Here is a 23,916-nt window from a genome sequence, read left to right as displayed (position 1 = left end):
TCAAAACTAATTATTAAAATAGCGAAAAACTAATTTTTTTATTTATTATAAAAAAAACAGAATATATATTCTGTATTATATACATCCTGTAATATTAATAACTATTTGTTACTACTTTATTCTTACCCGCCTTTTTAGCTTTATACAAATTTTTATCTGCTAAATCAATAAGCTCGTTAGTGGTAAGTTCTTCCTTATACATGGTATACATGCCAAAAGAAGCAGTAATATTTAATTTTATCTGGTTTATTTCTATAATAGTAGTTTCAATATCTTTTCTAAGTTTTTCTGCAAAATCATAAGCTTCCTCATGACCTATATTATTTAAAGCTATAATAAACTCATCTCCCCCATATCTGGCAGCCCAATATTTATTATAAATTATAGATTTCTCTAGTATTTTACCTAATAATTTTATGGCCTCATCTCCAATTAAATGTCCATAGGTGTCGTTTATGTGTTTAAACTCATCAATGTCCAACATAATTATAGATAAAGGTGACTGTTCCAACACTGCTTTTATTATATCAACTGGCAACCTTTCATTGATATATCTTTTATTAAATAGATTAGTAATGCTGTCTTTTACTATTAGAGAATTAAGATTATTAATTACCTTTTTAAGTTCCTTAATATCAGAATAATTATCATTTTGTAGCAACATGGATTTAGTAACATCATTCAAAAGCTCCAAAACCACACTACGCTTATCCGTTTCTATGGGAATAGCAGTTACCATATATACCTTATCTAATGTATGTTCCAGCTTCATCAAAGTATCATTTTGAAAAAAAGCTCTTACGGAAATACAATTATCACAAATCTTATTTTCACCCCAACAGTCATGGCATATATCTTTAGTTTCCACCATGCCATTATCGTCATATTTTATTACTCTCTTCATTAACGGATCTACTATCCTAACCACTTCGTACATAGTTTTAAAAAAAACAACCTTTTGTTCTAATGTATCAAAAGATACAACTTTTCTTTCCACTCCACTACTCCTTTCAAAAAGTTATTGATCTAAAAGTAACATTTATCTTCTTGTAGCAACTTTTCAAAGTCTTCAGCCGGTACGGCTTTGCTAAATAAAAAACCTTGTCCAACATCACACTCATTTTCTTTAAGAAAATTAAGCTGTTCTTTAGTCTCAATACCTTCTGCCACCACATTTAAGTTAAGTTCATGATTTAAGTTAATAATAGTCTTTACTATCTTTTTATCCACAGCTTCATAAAATGCATTGCTTATAAATTCCTTATCAATTTTCACTATATCTATAGGTAATTTTTTCAAATATGTAAGAGAAGAATACCCCGTACCAAAATCATCCAAAGCAATTTTTATACCTTTATCTCTAAGTTTCTTTAAAACTTCAATAGAAGCATTTAAATCTTGCATTATTGCAGTTTCCGTAATTTCAAGAGTTAAGCCAGTAGAATTAATTACAAATTCTTCAAGCAAATCATTAATTTCATCTATAAGTTTCTCGCTTATAATCCTCTTACCTGAAATATTAACAGACATATTAATCTCTTTATAGCCTAATAGTTCCCAAGTCTTTTTTTCTTTAAAAGCCCTCTTTAAGGCCCATTTACCTATACTATGTATAAAGCCAGTTTCTTCAGCGAAAATAATAAAATCTAAAGGAAATATTATTCCCCTTTGTGGGTGACTCCATCTTATTAATGCCTCAGCACCTACAATTTTCCCTGTATTTAAATCTACTTGAGGCTGGTAATAAAGTACAAACTCCTCATTATCAATAGCATGTCGCATTTGATTAGTCATGCTTATATAATTAATAGTTTTTTCTTGCATTAAATCATTATAAATACAATAATTATCCTTGGTGCTTTCTTTTACTGTAAACATTGCAGTATCTGCATTTCTTAATAATATAGAAAGATTTCTACCATGTTCAGGATAAATAGCTATACCAAGGCTATACGTAACAAAAAACTCTTGCTCCTCCACATTCCATGGTTTTCTTAAATGCAACAAAACTTTTTCTATTTTACTAATTACTTCCTCTTTATTAATTATATCACTAAAAATGATTACAAACTCATCACCGCTAAGCCTAGCCGTAAAATCTGGATACTCTACTTTTGATTTTAAGACCTCAGCAAAGCTTTTAAGGAACATATCTCCTGATATGTGCCCCAAAGTATCGTTTATATGCTTAAAATTATCAATATCTATATATACTAAGGCAAATTTAAAATTTTCATTTGTAATATTGTTAATGATACTGTTCATAGTCATCTCAAAGAGCGAACGATTGGGAAGTTCTGTAAGAGTATCATAATAAGCTAATAGATTTAATTGCTTTTCAATATTCTTTATTTCTGTTATATCAGCACCTATAGAAATAATTCCATCCACTTTACCTTCCTTATCATAAACTGCACTGTTGCTCCAAAGCACATCTAGCATCTTTCCATCTTTGCATTTCACTTGGTTTTCATGGGAAGGTATATTTTCAGCATTATTTCTGGCTCTTTCAAATAAACTCATTAATTCTTCTCTTTCTTCTTGTGGTACAAATAATTGTAATGAGTTTTTACCTATCACTTCTTGTTTTGAAAATCCTGTTAGTTTTTCACCATAAGGGTTTATATCTCTAATATTCCCATTTTCATCTAATAATAAAATTATAATACTAGCATTTTTAATAATGCTTTCTGAAATTTCTTTTTCTTTTCTTAGTTTCTCCTGAAGTAATATTTGATTTGTAATATCGGTATGTGAACCTACCACTCTAATAGCAACACCTTCTTCGTCCCACAATGCTTTACCCTTGCTTAATATCCATTTATACTCTCCATCTTTGCATCTTAATCTATATGTATTTTCGTATAAACCATTTTTAGAGTAAATATAATTATAAAGCTTCTTTTTAGCCTCCTTAGCATCATATGGATGAATAAGGCTCTCCCAAGTGCTTATTTTATTTTCCAGCTCATCATCTTCGTAACCAAAATAACTTTTCCATTTAGATGAAAAATAGTACGTATCGCTTTTTACATCCCACTCCCATATTCCATCTAGAGTGCCCTCTACAGCCAAGTTATATCGTTGCTCACTAATTCTTAATGCTTTCCCATGTTCTTCTAATATATTCAATTGGCTCTTAATATCTTCTTCTAAAATAGCTACAGCTAATTTAGCACTATTTAACTTTTCATAAACTTCTTTATTCTTATATATTAATTCACCTAAAGATTTCACAGATCCCTTTACATGTAAAAAAATCATAACCATAACAATAGCTACAAAAACCCATTCTTTATGTTCTACCATTAAATTTAATAACCAACTATTTTTAATAAATTCACTTTTACTAAAAAAAATATAAGTAAGTAAAAGAAAAAATAAAGCAAGTAAAATTAGCATTCTTAACGTTTCTCTTACTGGTTTAATTATTTTCCAAGGATTGTAATGGAGGTTTTTTTCATTTTCCGATTCTTCTTCAATGGATGATTTAAAAGTTCTATTATCTTTTTTCATATTATCACCCTTTACTGAGTATTATAATATTTTTATGCAATTTCGTGTATAGTTTATTATTTAATATTATTATCGCAGTATCCTTTAAATAACTAAACAGAAGTTTTGCCATATTTCTACATAATTTTATATGCTTTATTTACTTTTTTCAAACAACTGTTAATTTACATAAATTTAATTCAACTTATAAAAAAATTCTCAGAGTTAACTGAGAATTTTGCTTAAATTAAAATATTGCCTTTACATTATTAAAGAAGCTTGGCATAAATACACATATTAAAGTTATTATTATAGCTGATAAAAGTCCTCCAATAGCTGCACATAATAAAGATTTTTTAAAATCCAAACCTAGAAATGCTGCTATGGCAGTTCCGGTCCAAACCCCTGTGGTGGGTAAAGGTATAGCTATAAAGGTAATAAGCCCTATTTCCTTGTATTGTTCTAATTTCCCCTTATTTTTTCTTATCTTATTGTCAATAATATTAGTAATAAAATCAAACTGCTTTATCCCCTTCATCCAATCATATATCTTGTTAAAAAGCAGTAAAATTATTGGAGCAGGCAATAAGCTTCCTAAATAACTCACTAAGAAAACTAAAAAAGGATTATAGTGATATGCTAAAATTCCTATTGGAATAGCCCCTCTTTGTTCTACTAAAGGAACCGCCGAAAATAAAAATATAAAAAGCCATTTATTCATAGTTTGTCTCCTCATTTATACCATATAACTAAGTTATAGGTTATTTATATATTTAATGTACCTAAAAATTAACGGTTTCGTAAACACCTTAACCATCAACCATTATATTATAAAAGAAATAATTTTTTTTCTCTAGTGGTATTTATATAAAATTTAACAATCCCCCTTTACTTTATGTGAAAATAGTGTATAATTTAGTTATAAAGAATAATAATTATTAGATAATACTACATAGTTATTATTCCCTTTATTTTGATTATAATTGATAATAAATTAACATACTATTAATATTTTTTTATGGAGGACGAGAGCTAATGAAATCTTTAGAAGTAAAAAAAGACCTGTACTGGGTGGGAGCCTACGATCCAGATTTAAGAATTTTTGATATTATCATGTATACACCTTATGGGACAACTTATAACTCCTATGTAGTTAGAGGTAGTGAGAAAATAGCGGTTTTTGATACGGTAAAAGCTCAGTTTTTTGACCAGTATATAGAAAGATTAGATTCCTTAAACATCGACTATAGAAATATAGATTATATAGTAGTAAGTCATACAGAACCTGATCATGCTGGTTCTGTAGCTAAGCTTTTGGAATTATCCCCTAAGGCTAAAGTAGTTGGAAGTGCTGCCGCTTTAAAATTCTTAAAAGGTATTGCCAACAGAGATTTTGATTCCATAGCTGTAGGTGATGGAGATAGCATAAGCTTAGGTAATAAGACACTAAACTTTCTTTCCGTACCATTTTTACATTGGCCAGATACTATATATACTCATATACCTGAAGAAAAAACCTTAATCACCTGCGACTCTTTTGGTACTCATTACTGCTTTGAAGGTATGTATAATGATCTTATTCCAAAAGACAAGCAAGAGGAGTATATGGAATCCTTAAGATACTATTATGACGTTATCATGGGACCATTTAAGCCTTATGTGCTTAAAGCTTATGAAAAGATTAAGGATTTAGAAATAGAGCTTGTTACTCCCGGACATGGACCTATTTTAAGAGAAAATCCATGGAAGATCATTGAGCTTTATAAAGAATGGAGCACTCCTGTAGTAAGAGATAAAAAGAAGGTTACCATTCCTTATGTATCTGCTTATGGTTATACAGAACAAATGGCAAACACCATTGCAGAAGGTATAAAATCTGTAGCTGATATAGAAGTAAAACTTTATAATGTAATATACCATGACATGAAGGATATTATTAACGATATATCTGAATCCGACGGTGTATTATTTGGGTCCCCTACCATAGTAAGTGAACTTTTAGAACCTATTAGAGATTTAATGGCTAAGCTTAACCCAGTAATTCATGGTGGAAAGGCTGCTGCTGCCTTTGGCTCTTATGGCTGGAGTGGTGAAGCTGTTCCAAGAATTAATAGCAGATTAAAAGAACTTAAAATGAACATTTACGGCAATGGATTAAAGATTAACTTTAAACCATCTGAAGATGATATAAAAGAATGCTTTGATTTTGGGGTGGGTTTTGCTAAGATGATGCTTGGCAAATCTCCTGAAGGCCATGATGATTCATCCAAAAAGCAAGCTGTGAATTCTAATGAGTCTAATGAAGTTGTAGCTGACAAAAACTCAGAATTTCAAGAAATAAAAACCTCTGGTGAGGTAAAACTCTGGAAATGCATAATATGCGGTGAAATTTTCGAAAGTGAACTTCCACCTGAAATTTGTCCAGTATGTGGAGCAGGTAGCGACCAATTTGAAGAAGTTAAAGTAGAAAAAGAAGCTTTTCATGCTGAAAATCATGATAAATTTGTAATTATAGGAAATGGAGCTGCTGGTTTTTATGCTGCTAAATCCATTAGGGAAAAGAACCCTACTTGCAGTATAAAAATCCTTTCCAAAGAAGAAGCAAAATCCTATTTCAGGCCTCAAGTTTCTGACTTAATATCAGGTACAGTGCCAGACAATAAATTCTATTTAGCAAAAGATGAATGGTATAAAGAAAATAATATTGAACAAATACTAGGTGCAGAAGTTGTAGATATAAAAACAAAGGATAAAAAAGTACTATTAGCTTCAGGAGAAGAAATCTCCTATGACAAGCTTATACTAGCCAATGGAAGCTATAACTTTATACTTCCTGTTAAGGCTGGAGATAGTGTTCTTAGCTGTGAAAACTACAGGGATATCAAAGGTATTTACACCATTAAGGACATGAAAGATGCCATTAATGTAAGAGAAGCTTTAAATACATCTAAGAATGCCATAGTTATAGGTGGAGGACTCTTAGGGCTTGAGGCTGCTTGGGAAATGCATGAAAAAGGCGCAAAGGTTTCAGTGGTAGAGTTTTTCCCAAGGCTTTTACCAAAACAGTTAGATCTTGAAGGAAGCAAACTTTTCCAAGAGATAACAAGTTCTTCAGGCATTGAAATAATCCTAGGAGATAGCGCTGAAGAAATTATTATTGAAGATAATAAGGTGAAGAGTATTAGGCTTAAGAGCGGAAAGATTTTAGATTGTGACCTTCTAGTATTCTCTGTAGGAATAAGGTCTAATATAGAACTTCCTAAAAAAGCAGGAATAGCAGTGGATAGAGGTGTCAAAGTTAATAAGAATATGGAAACCAATGTAACTGATGTTTATGCCTGTGGAGATATTGCAGAGCTTCAGGGAATAGTATATGGAAACTGGCCTGCAGCCATTGAAATGGGAAAAGTTGCTGGCACCAATGCAGTAGGCGATAAGGCAGAGTTTAAGCAATTTGTTTCCTCTGTAATATTTAATGCTTTAAATGCTAGAGTATTCTCTGCAGGAACTATAAATTTTGATGATGCAACTCTAGAACATTTATCCTATAGAGATGATAATAAGAAAGTATATAAAAAGATATTCTTTAAAGATAATAAATTGATAGGTGGAGTACTAATAGGTAACATAGGAGCATCTACTAAGATTATAAGCGGAATTAAAAAAGGTATTACAAAAGAAGAAGCTTTAAATAATGGAATACTTTAAGAAAAATCAATGCTGGTAATATTACCAGCATTGATTTTTTTACGACGCCTTATTCATTTTGTGCTTGCTCTTTTTCTGGTCTTCTTGAGCTCACAAATCTAAAGTCCTCTGCAACTACCTCTGCTATATATCTCTTTTTACCATCTTCATCTTCATAGCTACCTGTTCTAAGTCTTCCGCTTATGCTAATAAGACTTCCTTTTTTCATATATTCGCATACTACCTGAGCTTTTCTTCCCCAAATAGTCACAGGTATAAGGTCTGCCTTTTTTTCTCCGTCAGCAGAGCGAAAGTTTCTATCTACAGCTATAACAAATCTAGCAAATACTTTTTCACTGCCCTCTAATATTCTTAACTCTGGATCTTTAATCATTCTACCAACTAATACAATTTTATTCATCTTGCATACCTCCAATATAATTCTATTGAAAATTATAACCATGATGGTAAATTTTATACATATTTATAAAATAATTGTTTCAACTTTATAATTAGTAAATTTATTTTTTTTCTTAACGATGATATAATATAGGAGATTATGGACGGTGTAGGGGGAGAAGATGAAAAAAATAAGCAACAAAATAACCATAGCTATTATAGCTTGTACTGTTATAGTGTCCACTACTGTAGCGGTAGCAAGTACAATTATAAGTATGAATTCAATAAAAACTGAATCTCAAGAAAAAATGAAAAGTGTGGCAGAAGCCAATGCTAAAGATTTTGATAAAACTCTGATTAAAGTCACAGCCACCGCAGACTCACTATCAAAAACCCTTGAGAGTATTGTAGATGTAAATAAATTATCTACAAATAAAAATTCCTATGAAAATGAAATAAGATACTTAATATCAAACTATTGTGAATCTAATAAAGACTTTGCAGGGGCCTTTGTAATCTTTGATCCTTCTATAACTAAGGAGGTTAAAGAATACATAATGCAAGATGGTGATAACAAAGGCATCTTTGAATTTACCAAAGAAAGAGATTTAGATAAATATACTCCGGAAAACAAAGATTTAAAGTGGTTTTATAATACCATTAACAATAATAATGCTAATTGGAGTGAACCTTATATCGATTCATCTACCCAACTCCAATTAATAACCTATAGCGTCCCTATTCATAAGGATGGAGTCGCCATAGGAGTAGCCGGTGTAAATATGACCCTTAAATATTTTAAAGATTCAATAGAGTCCATGAATCTTTATAAGTCAGGTTACGGGTTTCTTTTAAATGATACCTTTAAATTCTTAATACATAATAAATATGGTACTAATGATAGCTTAAGCACTGTAGAAAATGGTCATTATAAAACTCTTGAAGATGATATAAAGTCCAATGCTAATGGAGATACCACAGCTTCTATGGAGGGTAATAAATATAATTTAGCATTTTCTAGGATGTCCAATCAATGGACTTTTGTTGTAGCTGTACCTGAAAATGAGATATATGCTCCTATTACAAGGCTAGCTATAATAATAGGAATATTAATAATCCTTGGAACTTTAGTGGCAGCAGCAACTGCTATAGTCTTAGCTAATAGGATGTCTGATACTATAAAAGCTGTTACTGAAGTTCTTGGAAAGACCTCAGATCTTGACCTTATTAACTATGAAACCAAAGAAATCAATAAAGCTTTAAGGCAAAAAGACGAAATTGGGGCTATGACTGCTGCTCTATCTCACTTAAGACAATATTTGAGAGAAGTGGTCTCCTTGTTAAAAGTTAATTCAGAAAAGTTAACTGATTTTTCTAAGAATCTTTCTGAGATAACAGCACAAAATTCTGAATCAATAAATATTGTTTCTTCAAACACACAGGAGTTAGCCACTGGAGCTATGAAACAAGCTAAAGAATCTGCTAAAGGACTAGAAGATCTCTCTTCTCTTTCCAAGGAAGTAGAAATAATAGTTAGCACTTCTCATAAAGTTAAAAACCAATCAGGAGCTGCTAAGCAAAAAAGTTATACTGGCTTAGAAGCAATTAATATATTAAAACAAAGAACCATGGATAATGAATTAGTGGTGAATAAACTTTCTGAAACCACTGGACAGCTCACAGATGCTTCACAAAACATTAATAATATAATAATCGCCATTAATGATATAGCCGAACAAACCAATCTTCTTGCATTAAATGCAGCCATTGAAGCAGCCAGAGCAGGAGAAGCTGGTAAAGGCTTTTCTGTGGTAGCAGAAGAAATAAGAAAGCTATCGGAGCAAACTTCCGAATCTACCAGAATGATAGGTAAAATAGTTCAAAGTATCGTTGATAGCGTTTCTGAAATGAAACATAATATGGATATGTCTAAAAACGCTATGTCAGAAGAAAAGCTTTCAGTCAATAACGCTGAAATGTCCTTTGAAGAAATTTCTTCAGCTATAGAAGAAACTGAGAAAGAAATTGAAGTTCTTATAGAAAAAGTAAAAGCTGTAAGTGATAAGAAAGATAAAGTGTTATCCATATTCGAAGATATTTCTTCCATTTCACAACAATCTGCTGCTGCTTCAGAAGAAGTTTCTGCCTCCATGGAAGAGCAATCTTCATCCATGGAAGAAATAGCAAATACCTCTGCAGCTTTAAATAATATAGTTATGCAGTTAGATGAGATCACTAATAAGTTTAGAATATAAGAATACTTAAATTAGTAAAAAGCTTGCCCTTAGGCAAGTTTTTTTACTGGGTATAAATAAACTTATGAAGTTTATCGATGTTTTTATCTTTGTCCCATTTTAAATAGAAAATACCTTTGATTTCTGAATCTGTTTTTAAATCGTCATAAGGACATCTTGTTTCTTTAATACCATTTTTACCATACATCATTACTTTTGAACACAGACTTAACATTTCAGTATTGCTTAAACTAGTTTCCAAATACGGTGCTAGCTTAGATACTAGATCCGGGTATTTTGTTATTGGTGTATTTTTTATCTTATCAAATACCGCATTTAACACCCTTCTTTGTCTTTCCGTTCTTTCATAATCATAATTACCTACATATCTAATTCTGCTATAAGCCACAGCCTGTTGTCCATTAAGTATTTGTTTTCCAGATTTAGATATAGGTGTGTAGCTAATTTCTGCTGCTTTAGACATACTTTTCACATATGAGTTTAAAAGGCTAACTTCATTGTGTTTAATATCTACTTCAACTCCACCTATAGTGTCAATAATATTAGCAAGTCCTCCAAAATCTATTTTAACAAAATCCTTTATATCTAATTTGAACTCTTCATTAACAACTTTTACTGAATTTACTGCACTTCCATAATGATATGCATAATTAAGCTTGTTTACTTTATCATCACCATAAAAAACATATGTATCTCTAAGCAATGATGACATTTTTATTTGTTTTTTTGTATCATCAAGTGAAATTACTATAATACTATCAGAAGCATCTTCCTGATTGTCAACTCCTAGTAAGAGTATGTTGGTAACTTCATTCCTGCTTATTTCTTTTCCTTCATCATTTTCTATGGTTTTTGGTATACTACTTATAGATATATCGCTTTCATTTAATTTCACACTTTTTATTTTCCCAAGATAACAAGTTTCTACTACTAATAAAACACCTAGTAATAACATTACTATAATAAATATTGTACTTATAGCTTTAAGTGACTTATTTTTCTTTTTTTGCCGCTTTTCTTTCATTAAAGCACACTTCCTTTTTAAGTTTGATAACAAACTATATACGATTTTCTACCAATTAAAGTTTTATAATATTAAAATATAATATTAAAAAGCCTCAGATAAAAGTAATCAAACTCTATCTGAGACTTCTTAAATTTTATTTACTTTATACACTATATTCTAATATTTAGTTATTTATTCTTAATTGTTAAAGGTTTGAGTCTATAAACTGGCTTTAGTCCTTTTAACTTTTCTATTATATACTTGAATACTATATTTGTTAAAATTGTTAATACTGCTATAGCCGCAGCAGTAGAAACATCTCCAGCATCATAACGATCTATCATCTCCACTGATGCTACTTTAGTTTTTGTGGTATACAAGAAAGTTACAGCAGATACAGTCATCATTGAATTTATAAATAAATATGAAAAGCTTTCAACAATTGCTACCTTAGACATAGGAAGTATAACCTTTAGAAATACATTATACCATGGAATTCCTAAAGATTCTGATAGATTTTCATACTCTCTATCTAACTGCTGCATATTACCAGTTAATGTTAGGAAAGGCACAGAATAAAAATGTAGTATGTTGGCTAATATTAATATTCCAAAAGTACCATATATAAAACTTAAAGGGTTGCTCTTATTATTAAAGTGGAGAACAAAAGATAACCCTACAACTAACCCAGGCAACGCAAGTGGAAGCAAGGAAAGTAATTTTACTCCCCCTCTTAAAAACTTAAATTCTTTTACTCTTTCGCTGCTATAAGAGGATATTATAGTAATTATAGTTCCTAAAATAGCACTAATCAAAGCTACAAATATAGTATCCCTATATATTTCAATTACACTCTTTCCTAAAGTCTTTATCTTAAACCATTGTAAGGTAAAGCTCAAATCATAAGGCCATCTTTTAACAAAAGCCGCAAATATTATTGTTATGAACAATACAGAAATAACCGCAGCAGTTATAATATTAAAAATAGTAAAAATTAAATCTCTAACTTTATTCTCCTTAATAATATAAGGTCTAGCCTTAGAGTCAACTCCTATATTTCTTTTGCTTATAACTCTATCCGCTGCAAAGGCTATGATGGAAGGTATTATTAAAAGCATTCCTATCGTAGCTCCCAAGGTAACATTTTGTTGTCCTATAACTTGCTTAAAAACATCTGTAGCTAAAAGATTATAATTTCCTCCCACCACCTTCGGAGCCCCAAAGTCTGTAAAAACCATGGTAAACGCAGAAAAAAAAGCGCTTATTATTCCATACTTTACTCCCGGTAAGGTTATGGTAAAAAACTTTTTAATGTCACTTGTACTCATAACCTCTGCTGCTTCGTACAATCTGTAATCCACCCCTTTAAAGGCAATGGAAAGCATAAGGTACACTGCTGGAAAAACATAAATAGCTTCTGCAAAAACCACCCCCCACTTACCATATAATGGAAAATTAAATGCAATCCAAGGTAGCTTCCCAAAAAATCCTGAGGTTATTATACCCTTAGATCCAAAAAGATATATTAAAGCTATACCATGAGTCATGGTAGGTGCAAAAAGTGGGAGCAAAGCTATCCACTTATATATTTTTTTACCCTTTATTCCGCTTCTTTCTATAGCATATACATACCAAAAGGCTATAAATATTACAATTATACTCGTAGTAAAAGCAATAAAAAAGCTATGATTTACTGAGGTAGATACCCCTGGAGTAGAAAAATATCTTTGAAAATTTTTTAATCCTACAAATTCTCTATTAGTAAAAAATACCTTTGAAAATAATGCTGTTAGAGGAAATAGCAGTGAAACCAATAAAAAACTTAATGAAATTAGAAGAAATAAAAGTTTAGATATTTGAGAACTTCCCCATCTTTTCAATTTTTATTCCTCCAATTTTTTAAGATTCAACGTATTAATAAAAATATCCGAACCTTTTTTCAACTTGTATTTTTCCTCAATGGCCGAAAACATATCTATAGCTATTTCACATGTTTCTGAATTTATATAACCATCTGCTGTAATCCTATAAAACGGTCCTCTAAATTCTATATTTTTAATTTTATAGCTTTCATACCCATCTTTACACTCCATGGAATATTCTACTTCTTCAGGTCTTACCATAAATGTTTCTTTATCCTTCTTAATAAAATTAGCCTTACCTATAAAATCTGCAGCATATTGATTTATTGGATTTTTATATATCTCTTCAGGTGTACCTACTTGAACAATTTCTGAGTCTTTCATAACTACTATTTTATCTGCTAAGGTAAGAGCTTCTTCTTGATCATGAGTGACCATTATAGTAGTTATACCTAGTTTTTTTTGAATGAACTTTAATTCACGCCTTAAATATTCTCTTACCTTAGCATCTAAAGCACTTAAGGGTTCATCTAAAAGAAGTATATTAGGAGAAAGTGCAATAGCTCTAGCCAATGCTACTCTCTGCTGTTGACCTCCTGATAATTCATTTGGATATTTATTCTTCTCTGACATAAGTCCCACAAGTTCTAGTACTTCATCCACCTTTAACTTAATAGCATTCTTTGAGAACTTCTTGTTTTTTAAACCATAAGCTATATTTTTTTCTATAGTCATGTTCGGAAACAAAACATAGTTTTGAAATACTATTCCCATATTTCTTCGTGAAGCTTCAATATTTGATATATCTTTACCTTCCAAAATAATAAATCCTTCATCTGCATTCTCTAAGCCACAAATTATCCTTAAAAGGGTTGTCTTACCACAGCCTGATGGACCAAGAAAACAAACAAACTCTCCTTTATTTACTTGAAGATTTATATTTTTAATTGCATTAAATTTTCCAAAACTCTTTGTGATATTCTTTATTTCAAGATAACTCATAACTATTAACACCCCATTATTTACTGGATGAACCGTACCTCTTAGTCCACTCATTTATTATTCTAGTCCTGTTTTCAGCCATCCAACTTAAATCTAACTTTATAAGCCTATCCTTAACATTTTCAGGATATCCTTCTACCTTGGAATTAACCCCTTCTTGAGTTATTAGACCTCTATTAATAGAATAGGCTTCCATAGCTTCTGGTGATATAGCCCAATCTAAAAATATTTTTGAATCATCTTTTATTTCCTTTTTATTTACCAAAGCGTTAACCTCAGAATCCCATCCAAAATCCTCTTTTGTAAATATAGTTTTAAGCTGAGGATTATTTTTCTGCAGCTTTAGGCTTTCAAAATCCATACCTAAACCTAAAAATTGTTCACCAGTAGCTGTAGATTTAGTAGGAGCACTTCCAGAATGCACATAAGATTTCATATTTTTGTGGATATCGTCCATAAATTTCCAAGCACTTTCTTCCCCCATTGACCTAATCCAAGAAGATACTAATAGATACCCTGTACCTGATGATCCTGGATTAGGCATAACTATCTGACCTTTATATTCAGGCTTTATTAAATCCGCAAAAGATTCAGGTGCAGTAATATTTTTAGTCTTTCCTTCTTCTATATTAGCAGATATTACTCCGAACCATAATGAAGTTCCTACCCAATGAGGTGTAGAATTTTTAGTATCAATAAATCTTTTATCTATCTTCTCAATGCCTTTTGGCTTATATTCAGCTAATACCTGTTCATCATCTAATATAAGGCAGCTTGATGCTGCTAATCCCCATATTACATCTGCTTGAGGATTATCCTTTTCTGCTAGAAGTTTTGCTGTTATTACTCCCGTAGAATCTCTAATAATATTTAGCTTTATATCAGGATGCTTTTTATTAAAAAGCTCAATATACGCTGGTATATACTCACTTTCAATGGATGTATACACAGTTATCTCCTTTTCTTTTGATGACTTATTACTGCCACATCCCACTGCAGAGAAAGCTAATAGTGCACTTAAACCTAATGCAGAAATCTTTTTTAAATTCATAATTAATCTCCTTATCCCTTTAACTTTTTAAAATTCTTTACCACTGAAAAGTTTTTAAATATTCCTCAGCTTTTAACAAATCCTTTACAGAATCTATCTCAAACCAATCATTAGAATCTATTTTGGTTATATAAACTTCTGCTTCTTTAAGGCATTTATTTACCACATCATCCCAATATAACTTATTAAAATTCTCATTTTGCACAGCATCTTCTAAGGCCTTTTTAATTATTTTACCATCTTTTTCTGTCCAATAAGATATGCCACACATTATATAATCAGTACCATCCCCTACTTCAATATCATTAATTCTTTCCTTTTTATCGAAATGAAACTTCCACTCAGATTTAAAATCTTCTTTAATACCTGAGAAATATGTAGAATATTCTAGATCATTTTTAAAAAAATTTTTTGTCATATAAACGTCCGCTTCTGTTACATAAGAATTTTTTAGATAATCCCTTACAAGATACATAGTGTATATATTATTATAAACATTATATTTATCATTATAGATAAGATTAACTCCATACTTTTCCTTTAAATATTGAAACTTATCGGCCATATATCCCGTAACAATTATAATATCTTCAATACCTTTTTCCCTTAAAAACTCTATCTGCCTTTCCATAATTGGTTGTCCAGCCACTTTAACTAGTGATTTAGGGCAGTTATCCGTAAGAGGCCTAAGCCTTGTACCCATCCCTGCCGCCATAATAATTGCTCTCATTTTATGCCTCCATTATGTTTAATTAAATACTACCTTTTAATATCTATAAAAAGATATTAATAATTAAGGATTCTTCTATTTTAGATAGGATGTCTATCTAAGTTACTCCAACTTTCCATTTATAATTTCTATAATATGACTTCTTTTATTTCATTGTCTTCTTAGAATCAGTTCATTATTTGAACTTAATAACATTTTACCATTTCCAAATATTACATTCAAGCATTCTTTAAATAATTTTAAACAAAATATAAACACCTCAGCATGGAAATAAAATCACTCCATTCTGAGGTGTTTATATTATTCTTTTACAATTGTATTTTTTAAATAATTCATAAATCCTTCTCGTAGCTCTGGTCTTTTTAATGCAAAATCTACTGTGGCTTCAAGATAACCTAACTTATCTCCTACATCATACCTTCTTCCTTCAAAGGAATATGCATATATAGCTTCATCTCTCATCAATAGCTTTAGCGCATCTGTAAGCTGGATTTCTCCATTAACCCCTGGTTCTGTATGCTCCAATACATCAAATATCTTTGGAGTTATTATATACCTTCCAAGTATCGCTATATTAGATGGTGAATCTGCAACTTTTGGTTTTTCAACTAATCCTTTAACCTTATATACATTTTCTTCTATGCGCAGCGGAGTAACTATTCCATACTTACATACATCTTCTTCTGGTACAGGCTGTACCCCTAAGATACTAGTTTTATATTCTCCATAACAATCTAATAGTTGCTTTAAGCAAGGTGTTTTACTATCAACTATGTCATCTCCCAGCATTACAGCAAAAGGTTCGTTGCCTACAAAGGTCTTTGCACAATAAATTGCATGACCAAGTCCTTTAGGCTCTTTTTGCCTTATGTAGTACACTTCAGCCAAGGATGAAATTCCTCTTACCAACTCTAAAAGCTCTTGTTTATTTTTCTCTTCTAATTCTTTTTCTAATTCTACAGATTTATCAAAATGATCTTCTATAGACTTTTTATTTCTTCCTGTGATTATTAATATTTGCTCAATACCTGAAGCCACCGCTTCCTCCACTATATATTGAATAGTAGGCTTATCTACTATGGGAAGCATTTCTTTAGGTTGGGATTTTGTGGCTGGCAAAAATCTGGTTCCAAGTCCCGCTGCGGGTATTATAGCTTTTTTTACTCTCATAATACGTTCCCCCTAACTATAATTATACACTCCTATTATAACCCATTTCTTCATAAATTATTGTATATTTTTACTTTTTAATATATTTAAATTATTCTTCATGTTATAAGGCAAAATAATAAAGCAATGAATCATCACTGCTTTATTATATATACTAAGCATTAGCCTTTACATTCACCTTTACAAAAAGTATCTTATCTCCACAACTTACTTCCACCACATTTCTTCCTGGCGATAAGGCTTTTATACTTCCATCCTCCATTATCTCCAAACGTACTATAGAATTTATTATCTTATAATTGATGGGAGGTGCCTTTGCTCCTTTAGGTTCTATCTCTATATTATATTTGAGATTAAACTTATCTCCTACAAATACAGTTTTTTCTGGATAATCCACTGTAAAATTTTTAACGATTATTTCTGGATTAACTGAAACATTCACCAAAGATTTCTTATCGCCACTAGATATTAATACATCTGTTTCTCCAGGATTCAGGGCTTTAATTACGCCTTGTGTCGATATTTCAATAACATTGTTTGAAGGTTCTAACTCATATTTTATTATGGGCATTTCAGCGTTCTTTGGATATATATCGATTTTTGTATTTAACTTATATTCTTCCCCTACTTTTAACTTAACTTTAGTCTCAGGTTGAATTATGTTAATTATAGGCTTCACCATAACTTTTATATCTTTTTCCACTTTAGATGATTTTACCCAAAGCTTTGTTTGGCCTACATTTAAAGCTACTAATATTCCCTTATCATTAAAGGATATTATATTAGAATCTTCTATTTGCCATTTTAGTTCACCAGCTTTAGCATAAAAAGGTATTACTTTTCTTGATATACCTAAGTTTAAACTTTCGTCTACAAAAACATCTATATTGTTAGCTGAATTTATATAAAGCGTATCCTCTATTGGATTCCATATTCCCTTTGAAAACATAAGATACTGAAATACTATAGTAAAAGTAGCTATAAGGAAGATGATTATGCCTGCTTTTAACTGATATTTAAAATTAACTCCAGCTTCATTTGACTTATTTGACAAGTTTTACACCCCTACAACAAATTATTCTTATGTATAATAACCATAAAAATAATTATTAATTTGAGTATTGATCTTCCTAGAAATAAATTAACTCTCTCAGTATATTCATTATATACCTTGTAGGCGAATATCTTTGTCTAATATTGTCGTAATATTTTGATATTTCTTCTAAATGATAAGTATTTTTCGACATTTACCAAATTACATCCAAATTACACACAAATTATATGATTATATAATAAATAAAACTTAATTTTATAATTAGTTAATAATTAGTTCATTTATTATTAACAATTAAACTCATTGTATTATAACATCCTTTAAAAATATACTTTTATTTTTTTCTATAACTTCAATGAAAATATCCGTTAACATTGGATCAAATTGTGTACCTTTGTTTGCTCTTAATTCATTAGTGGCTTGTTCTAATGACAATGGCTTTTTATAAGGCCTACGTGATATCATAGCATCAAAAGAGTCCACTATAGTTAAGCATCGTCCTTCAATAGGTATATTAATACCTTTTATACCTCTAGGATATCCTTTGCCATCATATCTTTCATGATGGCATATCACCGCTGGTATTACTTTTATTAGGTTCGGTATGTGCTTGAATATATCTACAGAAAGCTCTACATGCTTTTTCATTGTTTCATATTCTTCTGCAGTAAGCTTACCCGGTTTTGTAAGTATACTTTCTGGTACCCCTATCTTTCCCACGTCATGGAGCAAACCAGCATTACGCATTATATCTAACTGCTCATCGTTAAAGCCTACTGCCTTTCCTAGCATAACTCCATATTTTGATACATTTTCAGAATGTCCAAAGGTATAATGATCTTTTGCATCAATAGCGGCAGCTAAAGCGTATACTGATGAAAACAATATATCTTCACCATCTTTTTTAACATCTCTATCTTCTATTTTCTCATCATATATTATGCATCTATTTCTTCCATTTCTTTTTGCATAATACATAGCCTTGTCTGCTTCTTCTAAAAGTATTTCTTTGTTAGTTGTATTTTCTGGATAATTTGATATTCCTGCGCTAATGGTTAAAAATGCATTCACTTCATTGGTTTTATTAAAGGAACTTTGTATATCTAATCTAACTTTATCTATAATCTCATAAGTCTCCTTAGCAGATAAGTTTGGTAAAATTAAAGAGAATTCCTCTCCTCCATACCTGGCTAAAATTCCCTTGCTGCCAATATTTAATTTTAATATATCCGCAATTTTCTTTAAAGCCTTATCTCCAGCAGAATGACCATATAAATCATTATAAAATTTAAAATAGTCAACATCTAACATTACCACAGAAAATTTTTCATACCTATTATTAAATATAACATCCTCTAAACATTCGTAAAAATGCCTATGATTATATAATTCAGTAAGTCCATCTGTAATAGCTTGCACTTTAGCTTTAGAGTAATTTCTTGCATTTTCTATAACAGCAGCAGTACCATTTGCTATGGTAAGCAAAATATCCATGTCATCTTTTTGATACTTAGTACCATCTACTTTTTCAGTGATTATTATTATACCTATGAGACTATCCCTAAGCTTTATTGGTACCAAAACATCTGCACCCATGGTGTTAAGCATATTTTTTTCCATGGACCAAAGACCTTTAAAATATGAATTATCATTGATTTCTTCTATGGTAAGTAAATTATTGTACTCAAACCACTTTGCTATGGGATTATTTTTATTCATAGAAATTTCTTTAAAACTTTCTAAATATTCCAAATGTCTCACTAGAGTGAAATTTTCTCCGTCTTCCAAGTTCAAATAAATATATATATTTTCAGATTGTATAGTATCATGTATGACTTTTATAAGATGGCTTGTTATATCTTTTATCTCTAAATTACTATTTATATTTTCACTAAATTCTCTTAATGCTTTCCTTTGATCTATCCTATCTTTATAAAATAGGCTATCTATCATATATCTAATTATTTCTCTAAAATAATGGGCAATAACTGCATTTATTACACTCATAATTAATGCAGAAATCATGGCAACATAAAAATAGCTATCTTTAATAATCTTATCTATTAAATAAAATATCACAAAATATAAAGCAGTCTGAATGATTACTGAACTTAAGGTTTGAATGGTTTTTCTGATTATTAGTCTTGTTCCTAAAAATCTATATCTATATATTGAATATGCTATAAGTATTGCATTAACTGTATTTACAGCTATATCTACAGGATACTGACCTATATTAGATTGAAAATTTAAAAGGGTTCCTAACAATGAAAATATCATACCAAAAAGTATAAATTTCACTTTGTCTATGAAGATCTTTTTAATTTTTATCTGGTAAACAATATTAAATATGGCTAGAAACATATAGGCAACTCCCCATAAAGCAAGAAAAGGCGATGCTGCCCCCATTTCATAAACCAATCTTTTATCCCATATATAGGCTGTTTTAACTATATACCCCTGAATATTCAGTGCAAATAATACTATTGATAATAAATAGCCTAACTTTAAAAGTCCATATCCCTTAGTACTTTCTGTATATAATAAGGAGAAATGGTAAAAAAGTATAGGTATGGCAATAATACCAGTACATAATACTCTATTCCAAAATAAAGCTCCAGGAGAAACATTCAACCTCATAAAAAGTGATCCTAGAGACCATATAGACATAAATACTAAATATACACTATAAAGTTTTCTTATTTTATTCTTTTTTGAATAAAAAAATACAAGCATTAGAAATAAATAGCATATTAAAGCTATAGCAGGTATAATCACATTCAATAATGATAAATTCATTTAATCACCCCAAAATTACCACTTTTAGGATAGTATTTTTTTAATAACTTCATCACCTGGATTAATTTTACTGAAAGGTATTTTAAATTCTTCTTTAACATTTTTAAATTTCCCTTGTGGAATACTGGTTAGCACCAGCGGATCTCTATGTAGAAGAATTTCTATGTCTTTATAATCATGATCTACTTCTTTAAGTGCAGTGCTGATTTTATCCTTGATTAAGTGGTGTGGTATATTCTTTTGATTTAATTCATAATAAATATGTAATATTGGTTCTTCATTAACATACTCTTTAGCTGCTACCCAATCTTGTACGGGTATTTCTCCAAGCTCAAAAGCTTTTTCAATAGTATCTGTAGTTAATCTAGTAAACCCAGCCAAATCAATAATATTGCTTATTCTATCTACATAACGTACTTGCGGTATATAAATTCCATATTCAAAATTATCAGTAGCAGTACATTCTATTATATCACCCACTCGGTATCTTACAAAAGAGCCTCCTTTAAATTTTGTAGTAACCAGTTCATATCTTTCTCCCGGCTTTATTTCATTTAATAACACTGTAGTAGGGATATAGCTCTTGTCATTTAAATTTTTTACAGATTCCTTTTCTGGTATAAACTCAAGGAAATTAACATCTGGAAAAAATGTAAGTCCTTTATCACCCCAAGTTTCAGTGGCTACCACAGTAAGCTCCGTTCCTCCGTAAACCTCCCTTGGCTTTTTGCCCCAATAGTATTCAATTTGTTTTACAAATCTCCTGGTATCCGTACCTCCACATAGTATACCTTTTAAATCCCAAATATCTTTTGGAAGTATAGGGGTTTTATTTATTTTACTCTTAATAAATGCTTTAATAACCTTATACCACATATGGAGGGTTTTAGGTTTAAAGTTATTTTTATTTTTACTACCTTCTTGTCCTTTGACAAAGCTCTCCCCTATTCTAACCAAAACGCTAGAAAGCCCAAAAAATAGATCAATGCCACTTTCCATTCCAATTTTAAAACCATTTATATTTCTTTCCTCAAAGGTCATGTCTTCTGCTTTATCTAAAGGTGGCAAATAATCAAATTCTATCTCATTACCAACTATATAAGGAAGTAATCCTGTTAAATAAGGTAGAGGAGCCATTCCATAAAGAAACTTATCCAGTTCTCTTAAAGTAAAATGCCCTTTTTTTTCACTGGTAGATAATATTAAGCTTGCTAACACACACTTAGTATGCTCTTGCACTATACTTTCTGAGTATGGTGCTAATTTAATAGGATGACTACCACCTCTCCAAGTAGTTTGAATCCAATACATAGTCTTAGCAGGAAGTTTATCTTCTTCTTTATTTAATAATATATCCGCATAATCTTCGTAACTAGTTAAAGGAACTTTCTCACGAAACTCTTTTATACTCTTAGGTTTCACTCCTTTTCCCATGATCTTTTCACCAATTTCACTCTTTGACAAAAGTTCAATTTGTTCCATTAGTAATCTTTCTTGAATTTCCATAACTTCATCTATGGTTAAATCAAGAAAACCACAATACTTACTCCATATTTTAGAGTAATCTTCATTCTTTAGCATCTCACTTAAAGTCATATTTATCCTCCTATTCCCCTTTACATTGAATTAAATTTTATTTATACTCTAAGTCACTTAATAGTTTTAAAACATCGTTTAATGCTTTCTAAATTAGGTATAAGCATAGGTGTAGTTTTTTTATATTTTTTGTAATCTTTAAACATATCTTGAAAAAAATATTTTTCTTGAAGATATACATAAAGTACATCCAAGCTCGTCCATATTAATCCTGCCATAAGTAGCAAAGCGGACCCTGTATAAAAGAAAAGAAAAATAAACATAAAAAAGAACCATAAAACGCCAGGGTGCCTGCATAAGGCATATGTTCCTGTAGTTATTAGTCCATTATTATAATCCTTTTCTCCATAGGTTTTTTTAAAAGGTAACTCTAAAAATAAAGAATAAAATAAAAGAAATAGAGATATTAGAAATAATAGAGCTGAAATTAATCTAATACCTTTATGAAAGGATATGCTGCTTCCTAGAAAAGCAATTTTATATGAACTATATATAAAAGTTATTAATCCAATTATAGCAAAGCTAACTTTTAGCAAAGATTTTCCTTTAATGTTAAATACATCGAAAAGGTAAAAAAACACAAAAGAAACCGCCCCCAATAATACATATGTCATAATATCACCTTCTTTCTATACCATTGTTTTATTATTACATTAAAATGGAATATAAGTCAATTTTTACTTGGGAAATTCCCCCTTAAACTTACTTAAGTTTACTTGGTTAAGCTAAAAACATAGCAAATAATATCATATAAATTGGAATAACCACAAGACTTAAAGCTGTAGTCAAGGTGCAAGTTACTGCAGCGCTTTTATAATCTCCTCCATAAGCTTCTGTTACTATAGCAGCTTGAGTCATAGCAGGCATTGCTGCTTCCAAGATAAACACCTTTTTCATTAGCAAAGGCATATTTATATTCCTTAATAAAAGAAATATTATTAATGGAGATAAAATAAACCTACCAATAATAACTACTATGTTTTCTTTATCAAACTTAAGGTCTTTTATACTAAGATTGCTTAGGGTAATTCCTATAAAAAATATGGATAATGGAGTTGTAAGGTTACCTATGTACGTGCATGCGGATAGAAAGAATTTAGGTAGCTTTACTCCCAGCATTACTAAAGTTACAGAAATAAAAAAGGTTATTATAGGTGGAGTTATAATATTTTTTAAAGATTCCTTGGAAAAAAATGATGAGTTTATTTTCCCACTATCCTTTTTAATGCCATATACTCCAAAAGTCCAAAAGAAAAAAGTATTTGTTATATAATATAGCAGTACATATTGAGTGCTTTCTACACCAAAAAGTGCATTGTTAACTGGCAATCCAACAAATATAGTGTTGGAAAGTCCAAACAATGCACTAAAAAGTCCTCTTCTATTCTCCGGTACCTTTAAAAGTTTAGCTACAAAATATCCTGCTATATAAGATATCACCATAGTGATAAAGGCTGCTACAATTCCAGTAAAAGCACTACTTAAAGATTGTTTATTAAAACTTGCGGTAAGATTAGCTAACATAAATGCAGGTAAAGAAACCTTTACTACAAGTTTTGAAAAAAGTTTTCCTGTTTTTTCATCAAACCACTGTTTTTTAGCAAAATAAAATCCTACCCCAGTCATTAAAAATATTGTAAGTACACTTTGAAGTGCATCTATAATCACTTTAAATCCCCCTTTATACCACAATCCTATATATTTCCACAAACCTTAAGTCTTCTAAGTATTTAACCCTCTTATTTTAGCTTCATTGGTTATTTTATAAGAACTTATATTCAAATTATTCTTTACAAATATTCCTGTGGCA

17 protein-coding genes are annotated in these 23,916 nt (G+C 30.4%); 2 read left to right on the top strand and 15 right to left on the bottom strand.

All coding sequences use genetic code 11. The annotated features are described in order from the left end of the window. Positions 1–94 precede the first annotated feature (94 nt). From BUA82_RS08525 to BUA82_RS08515, 3 genes are all read right to left on the bottom strand, one after another. Positions 95–997: a GGDEF domain-containing protein gene (locus tag BUA82_RS08525; protein ID WP_083599852.1), complete on the bottom strand. Its 903-nt coding sequence runs from the start codon at positions 995–997 to the stop codon at positions 95–97. 29 nt (positions 998–1,026) lie between these two features. Next, the gene (locus BUA82_RS08520) at positions 1,027–3,516 is read right to left on the bottom strand and encodes a sensor domain-containing protein (protein ID WP_073006621.1); all 2,490 of its coding nucleotides are present in this window, start codon (positions 3,514–3,516) and stop codon (positions 1,027–1,029) included. Positions 3,517–3,742: 226 nt separating this feature from the next. Beyond that, the gene (locus tag BUA82_RS08515; protein ID WP_073006620.1) at positions 3,743–4,216 is read right to left on the bottom strand and encodes a COG2426 family protein; all 474 of its coding nucleotides are present in this window, start codon (positions 4,214–4,216) and stop codon (positions 3,743–3,745) included. 314 nt (positions 4,217–4,530) lie between these two features. Between BUA82_RS08515 and BUA82_RS08510 the strand changes: the two genes are divergently transcribed. Beyond that, positions 4,531–7,203, top strand: a complete 2,673-nt coding sequence (locus BUA82_RS08510) for an FAD-dependent oxidoreductase (protein ID WP_073006619.1) — start codon at positions 4,531–4,533, stop codon at positions 7,201–7,203. Positions 7,204–7,252: 49 nt separating this feature from the next. On the opposite strand, the gene BUA82_RS08505 is transcribed toward BUA82_RS08510, so the two are convergent. Then, positions 7,253–7,603, bottom strand: coding sequence for a single-stranded DNA-binding protein (locus BUA82_RS08505; protein ID WP_073006618.1), 351 nt, complete (start codon positions 7,601–7,603; stop codon positions 7,253–7,255). A 160-nt stretch (positions 7,604–7,763) separates the two neighbouring features. On the opposite strand from BUA82_RS08505, the gene BUA82_RS08500 reads away from it, so the two are divergent. Then, a complete protein-coding gene (locus tag BUA82_RS08500; RefSeq protein WP_073006617.1) occupies positions 7,764–9,836 on the top strand; it encodes a methyl-accepting chemotaxis protein in 2,073 nt (690 codons plus the stop codon). Between the two features lie 43 nt (positions 9,837–9,879). On the opposite strand, the gene BUA82_RS08495 is transcribed toward BUA82_RS08500, so the two are convergent. The 11 genes from BUA82_RS08495 to BUA82_RS08445 form a co-directional block, all read right to left on the bottom strand. Further along, positions 9,880–10,860: an LCP family protein gene (locus tag BUA82_RS08495; RefSeq protein ID WP_073006616.1), complete on the bottom strand. Its 981-nt coding sequence runs from the start codon at positions 10,858–10,860 to the stop codon at positions 9,880–9,882. A 170-nt stretch (positions 10,861–11,030) separates the two neighbouring features. Next, positions 11,031–12,722, bottom strand: coding sequence for a putative 2-aminoethylphosphonate ABC transporter permease subunit (locus BUA82_RS08490; RefSeq protein ID WP_073006615.1), 1,692 nt, complete (start codon positions 12,720–12,722; stop codon positions 11,031–11,033). A 3-nt stretch (positions 12,723–12,725) separates the two neighbouring features. Further along, positions 12,726–13,706: an ABC transporter ATP-binding protein gene (locus BUA82_RS08485; protein ID WP_073006614.1), complete on the bottom strand. Its 981-nt coding sequence runs from the start codon at positions 13,704–13,706 to the stop codon at positions 12,726–12,728. A gap of 16 nt (positions 13,707–13,722) precedes the next feature. After that, positions 13,723–14,757 (bottom strand): putative 2-aminoethylphosphonate ABC transporter substrate-binding protein, encoded by a 1,035-nt coding sequence (locus BUA82_RS08480; protein WP_073006612.1) that lies wholly within the window; start codon positions 14,755–14,757, stop codon positions 13,723–13,725. Positions 14,758–14,794: 37 nt separating this feature from the next. Beyond that, positions 14,795–15,487, bottom strand: a complete 693-nt coding sequence (locus BUA82_RS08475; protein ID WP_073006610.1) for a sugar phosphate nucleotidyltransferase — start codon at positions 15,485–15,487, stop codon at positions 14,795–14,797. A 300-nt stretch (positions 15,488–15,787) separates the two neighbouring features. Continuing rightward, positions 15,788–16,657, bottom strand: a complete 870-nt coding sequence (gene galU / locus BUA82_RS08470) for a UTP--glucose-1-phosphate uridylyltransferase GalU (RefSeq protein WP_073006608.1) — start codon at positions 16,655–16,657, stop codon at positions 15,788–15,790. A 154-nt stretch (positions 16,658–16,811) separates the two neighbouring features. Next, positions 16,812–17,711, bottom strand: a complete 900-nt coding sequence (locus tag BUA82_RS08465; protein ID WP_073006606.1) for a hypothetical protein — start codon at positions 17,709–17,711, stop codon at positions 16,812–16,814. A gap of 300 nt (positions 17,712–18,011) precedes the next feature. Continuing rightward, positions 18,012–20,510 carry a diguanylate cyclase gene (locus tag BUA82_RS08460; protein WP_073006604.1) on the bottom strand — a complete coding sequence of 833 codons (2,499 nt, stop codon included), beginning with the start codon at positions 20,508–20,510 and terminating at the stop codon, positions 18,012–18,014. Positions 20,511–20,534: 24 nt separating this feature from the next. Further along, positions 20,535–22,106: a GH3 family acyl-acid amido synthetase gene (locus BUA82_RS08455; RefSeq protein WP_073006601.1), complete on the bottom strand. Its 1,572-nt coding sequence runs from the start codon at positions 22,104–22,106 to the stop codon at positions 20,535–20,537. Between the two features lie 53 nt (positions 22,107–22,159). After that, positions 22,160–22,720 (bottom strand): methyltransferase, encoded by a 561-nt coding sequence (locus BUA82_RS08450; protein WP_073006599.1) that lies wholly within the window; start codon positions 22,718–22,720, stop codon positions 22,160–22,162. A gap of 106 nt (positions 22,721–22,826) precedes the next feature. After that, positions 22,827–23,774, bottom strand: coding sequence for an AEC family transporter (locus tag BUA82_RS08445; RefSeq protein WP_073006596.1), 948 nt, complete (start codon positions 23,772–23,774; stop codon positions 22,827–22,829). Positions 23,775–23,916 lie beyond the last annotated feature (142 nt).

It is taken from the genome of Clostridium amylolyticum, assembly GCF_900142075.1.
GTDB classification, from domain to species: Bacteria; Bacillota; Clostridia; order Clostridiales; family Clostridiaceae; genus Clostridium_AA; species Clostridium_AA amylolyticum.
Note: the sequence above shows the minus strand (reverse complement) of the source record. Positions and strands in the feature narration are given on the sequence as shown.

Coding starts and splice junctions, on each gene's coding strand:
- BUA82_RS08500 (WP_073006617.1), top strand. CDS start 7,764: ATGAAAAAAATAAGCAACAAAATAACCATAGCTATTATAGCTTGTACT.
- BUA82_RS08450 (WP_073006599.1), bottom strand. CDS start 22,720: ATGACATATGTATTATTGGGGGCGGTTTCTTTTGTGTTTTTTTACCTT.
- BUA82_RS08485 (WP_073006614.1), bottom strand. CDS start 13,706: ATGAGTTATCTTGAAATAAAGAATATCACAAAGAGTTTTGGAAAATTT.
- BUA82_RS08515 (WP_073006620.1), bottom strand. CDS start 4,216: ATGAATAAATGGCTTTTTATATTTTTATTTTCGGCGGTTCCTTTAGTA.
- BUA82_RS08495 (WP_073006616.1), bottom strand. CDS start 10,860: ATGAAAGAAAAGCGGCAAAAAAAGAAAAATAAGTCACTTAAAGCTATA.
- BUA82_RS08520 (WP_073006621.1), bottom strand. CDS start 3,516: ATGAAAAAAGATAATAGAACTTTTAAATCATCCATTGAAGAAGAATCG.
- BUA82_RS08510 (WP_073006619.1), top strand. CDS start 4,531: ATGAAATCTTTAGAAGTAAAAAAAGACCTGTACTGGGTGGGAGCCTAC.
- BUA82_RS08460 (WP_073006604.1), bottom strand. CDS start 20,510: ATGAATTTATCATTATTGAATGTGATTATACCTGCTATAGCTTTAATA.
- galU (WP_073006608.1), bottom strand. CDS start 16,657: ATGAGAGTAAAAAAAGCTATAATACCCGCAGCGGGACTTGGAACCAGA.
- BUA82_RS08480 (WP_073006612.1), bottom strand. CDS start 14,757: ATGAATTTAAAAAAGATTTCTGCATTAGGTTTAAGTGCACTATTAGCT.
- BUA82_RS08475 (WP_073006610.1), bottom strand. CDS start 15,487: ATGAGAGCAATTATTATGGCGGCAGGGATGGGTACAAGGCTTAGGCCT.
- BUA82_RS08505 (WP_073006618.1), bottom strand. CDS start 7,603: ATGAATAAAATTGTATTAGTTGGTAGAATGATTAAAGATCCAGAGTTA.
- BUA82_RS08455 (WP_073006601.1), bottom strand. CDS start 22,106: ATGACTTTAAGTGAGATGCTAAAGAATGAAGATTACTCTAAAATATGG.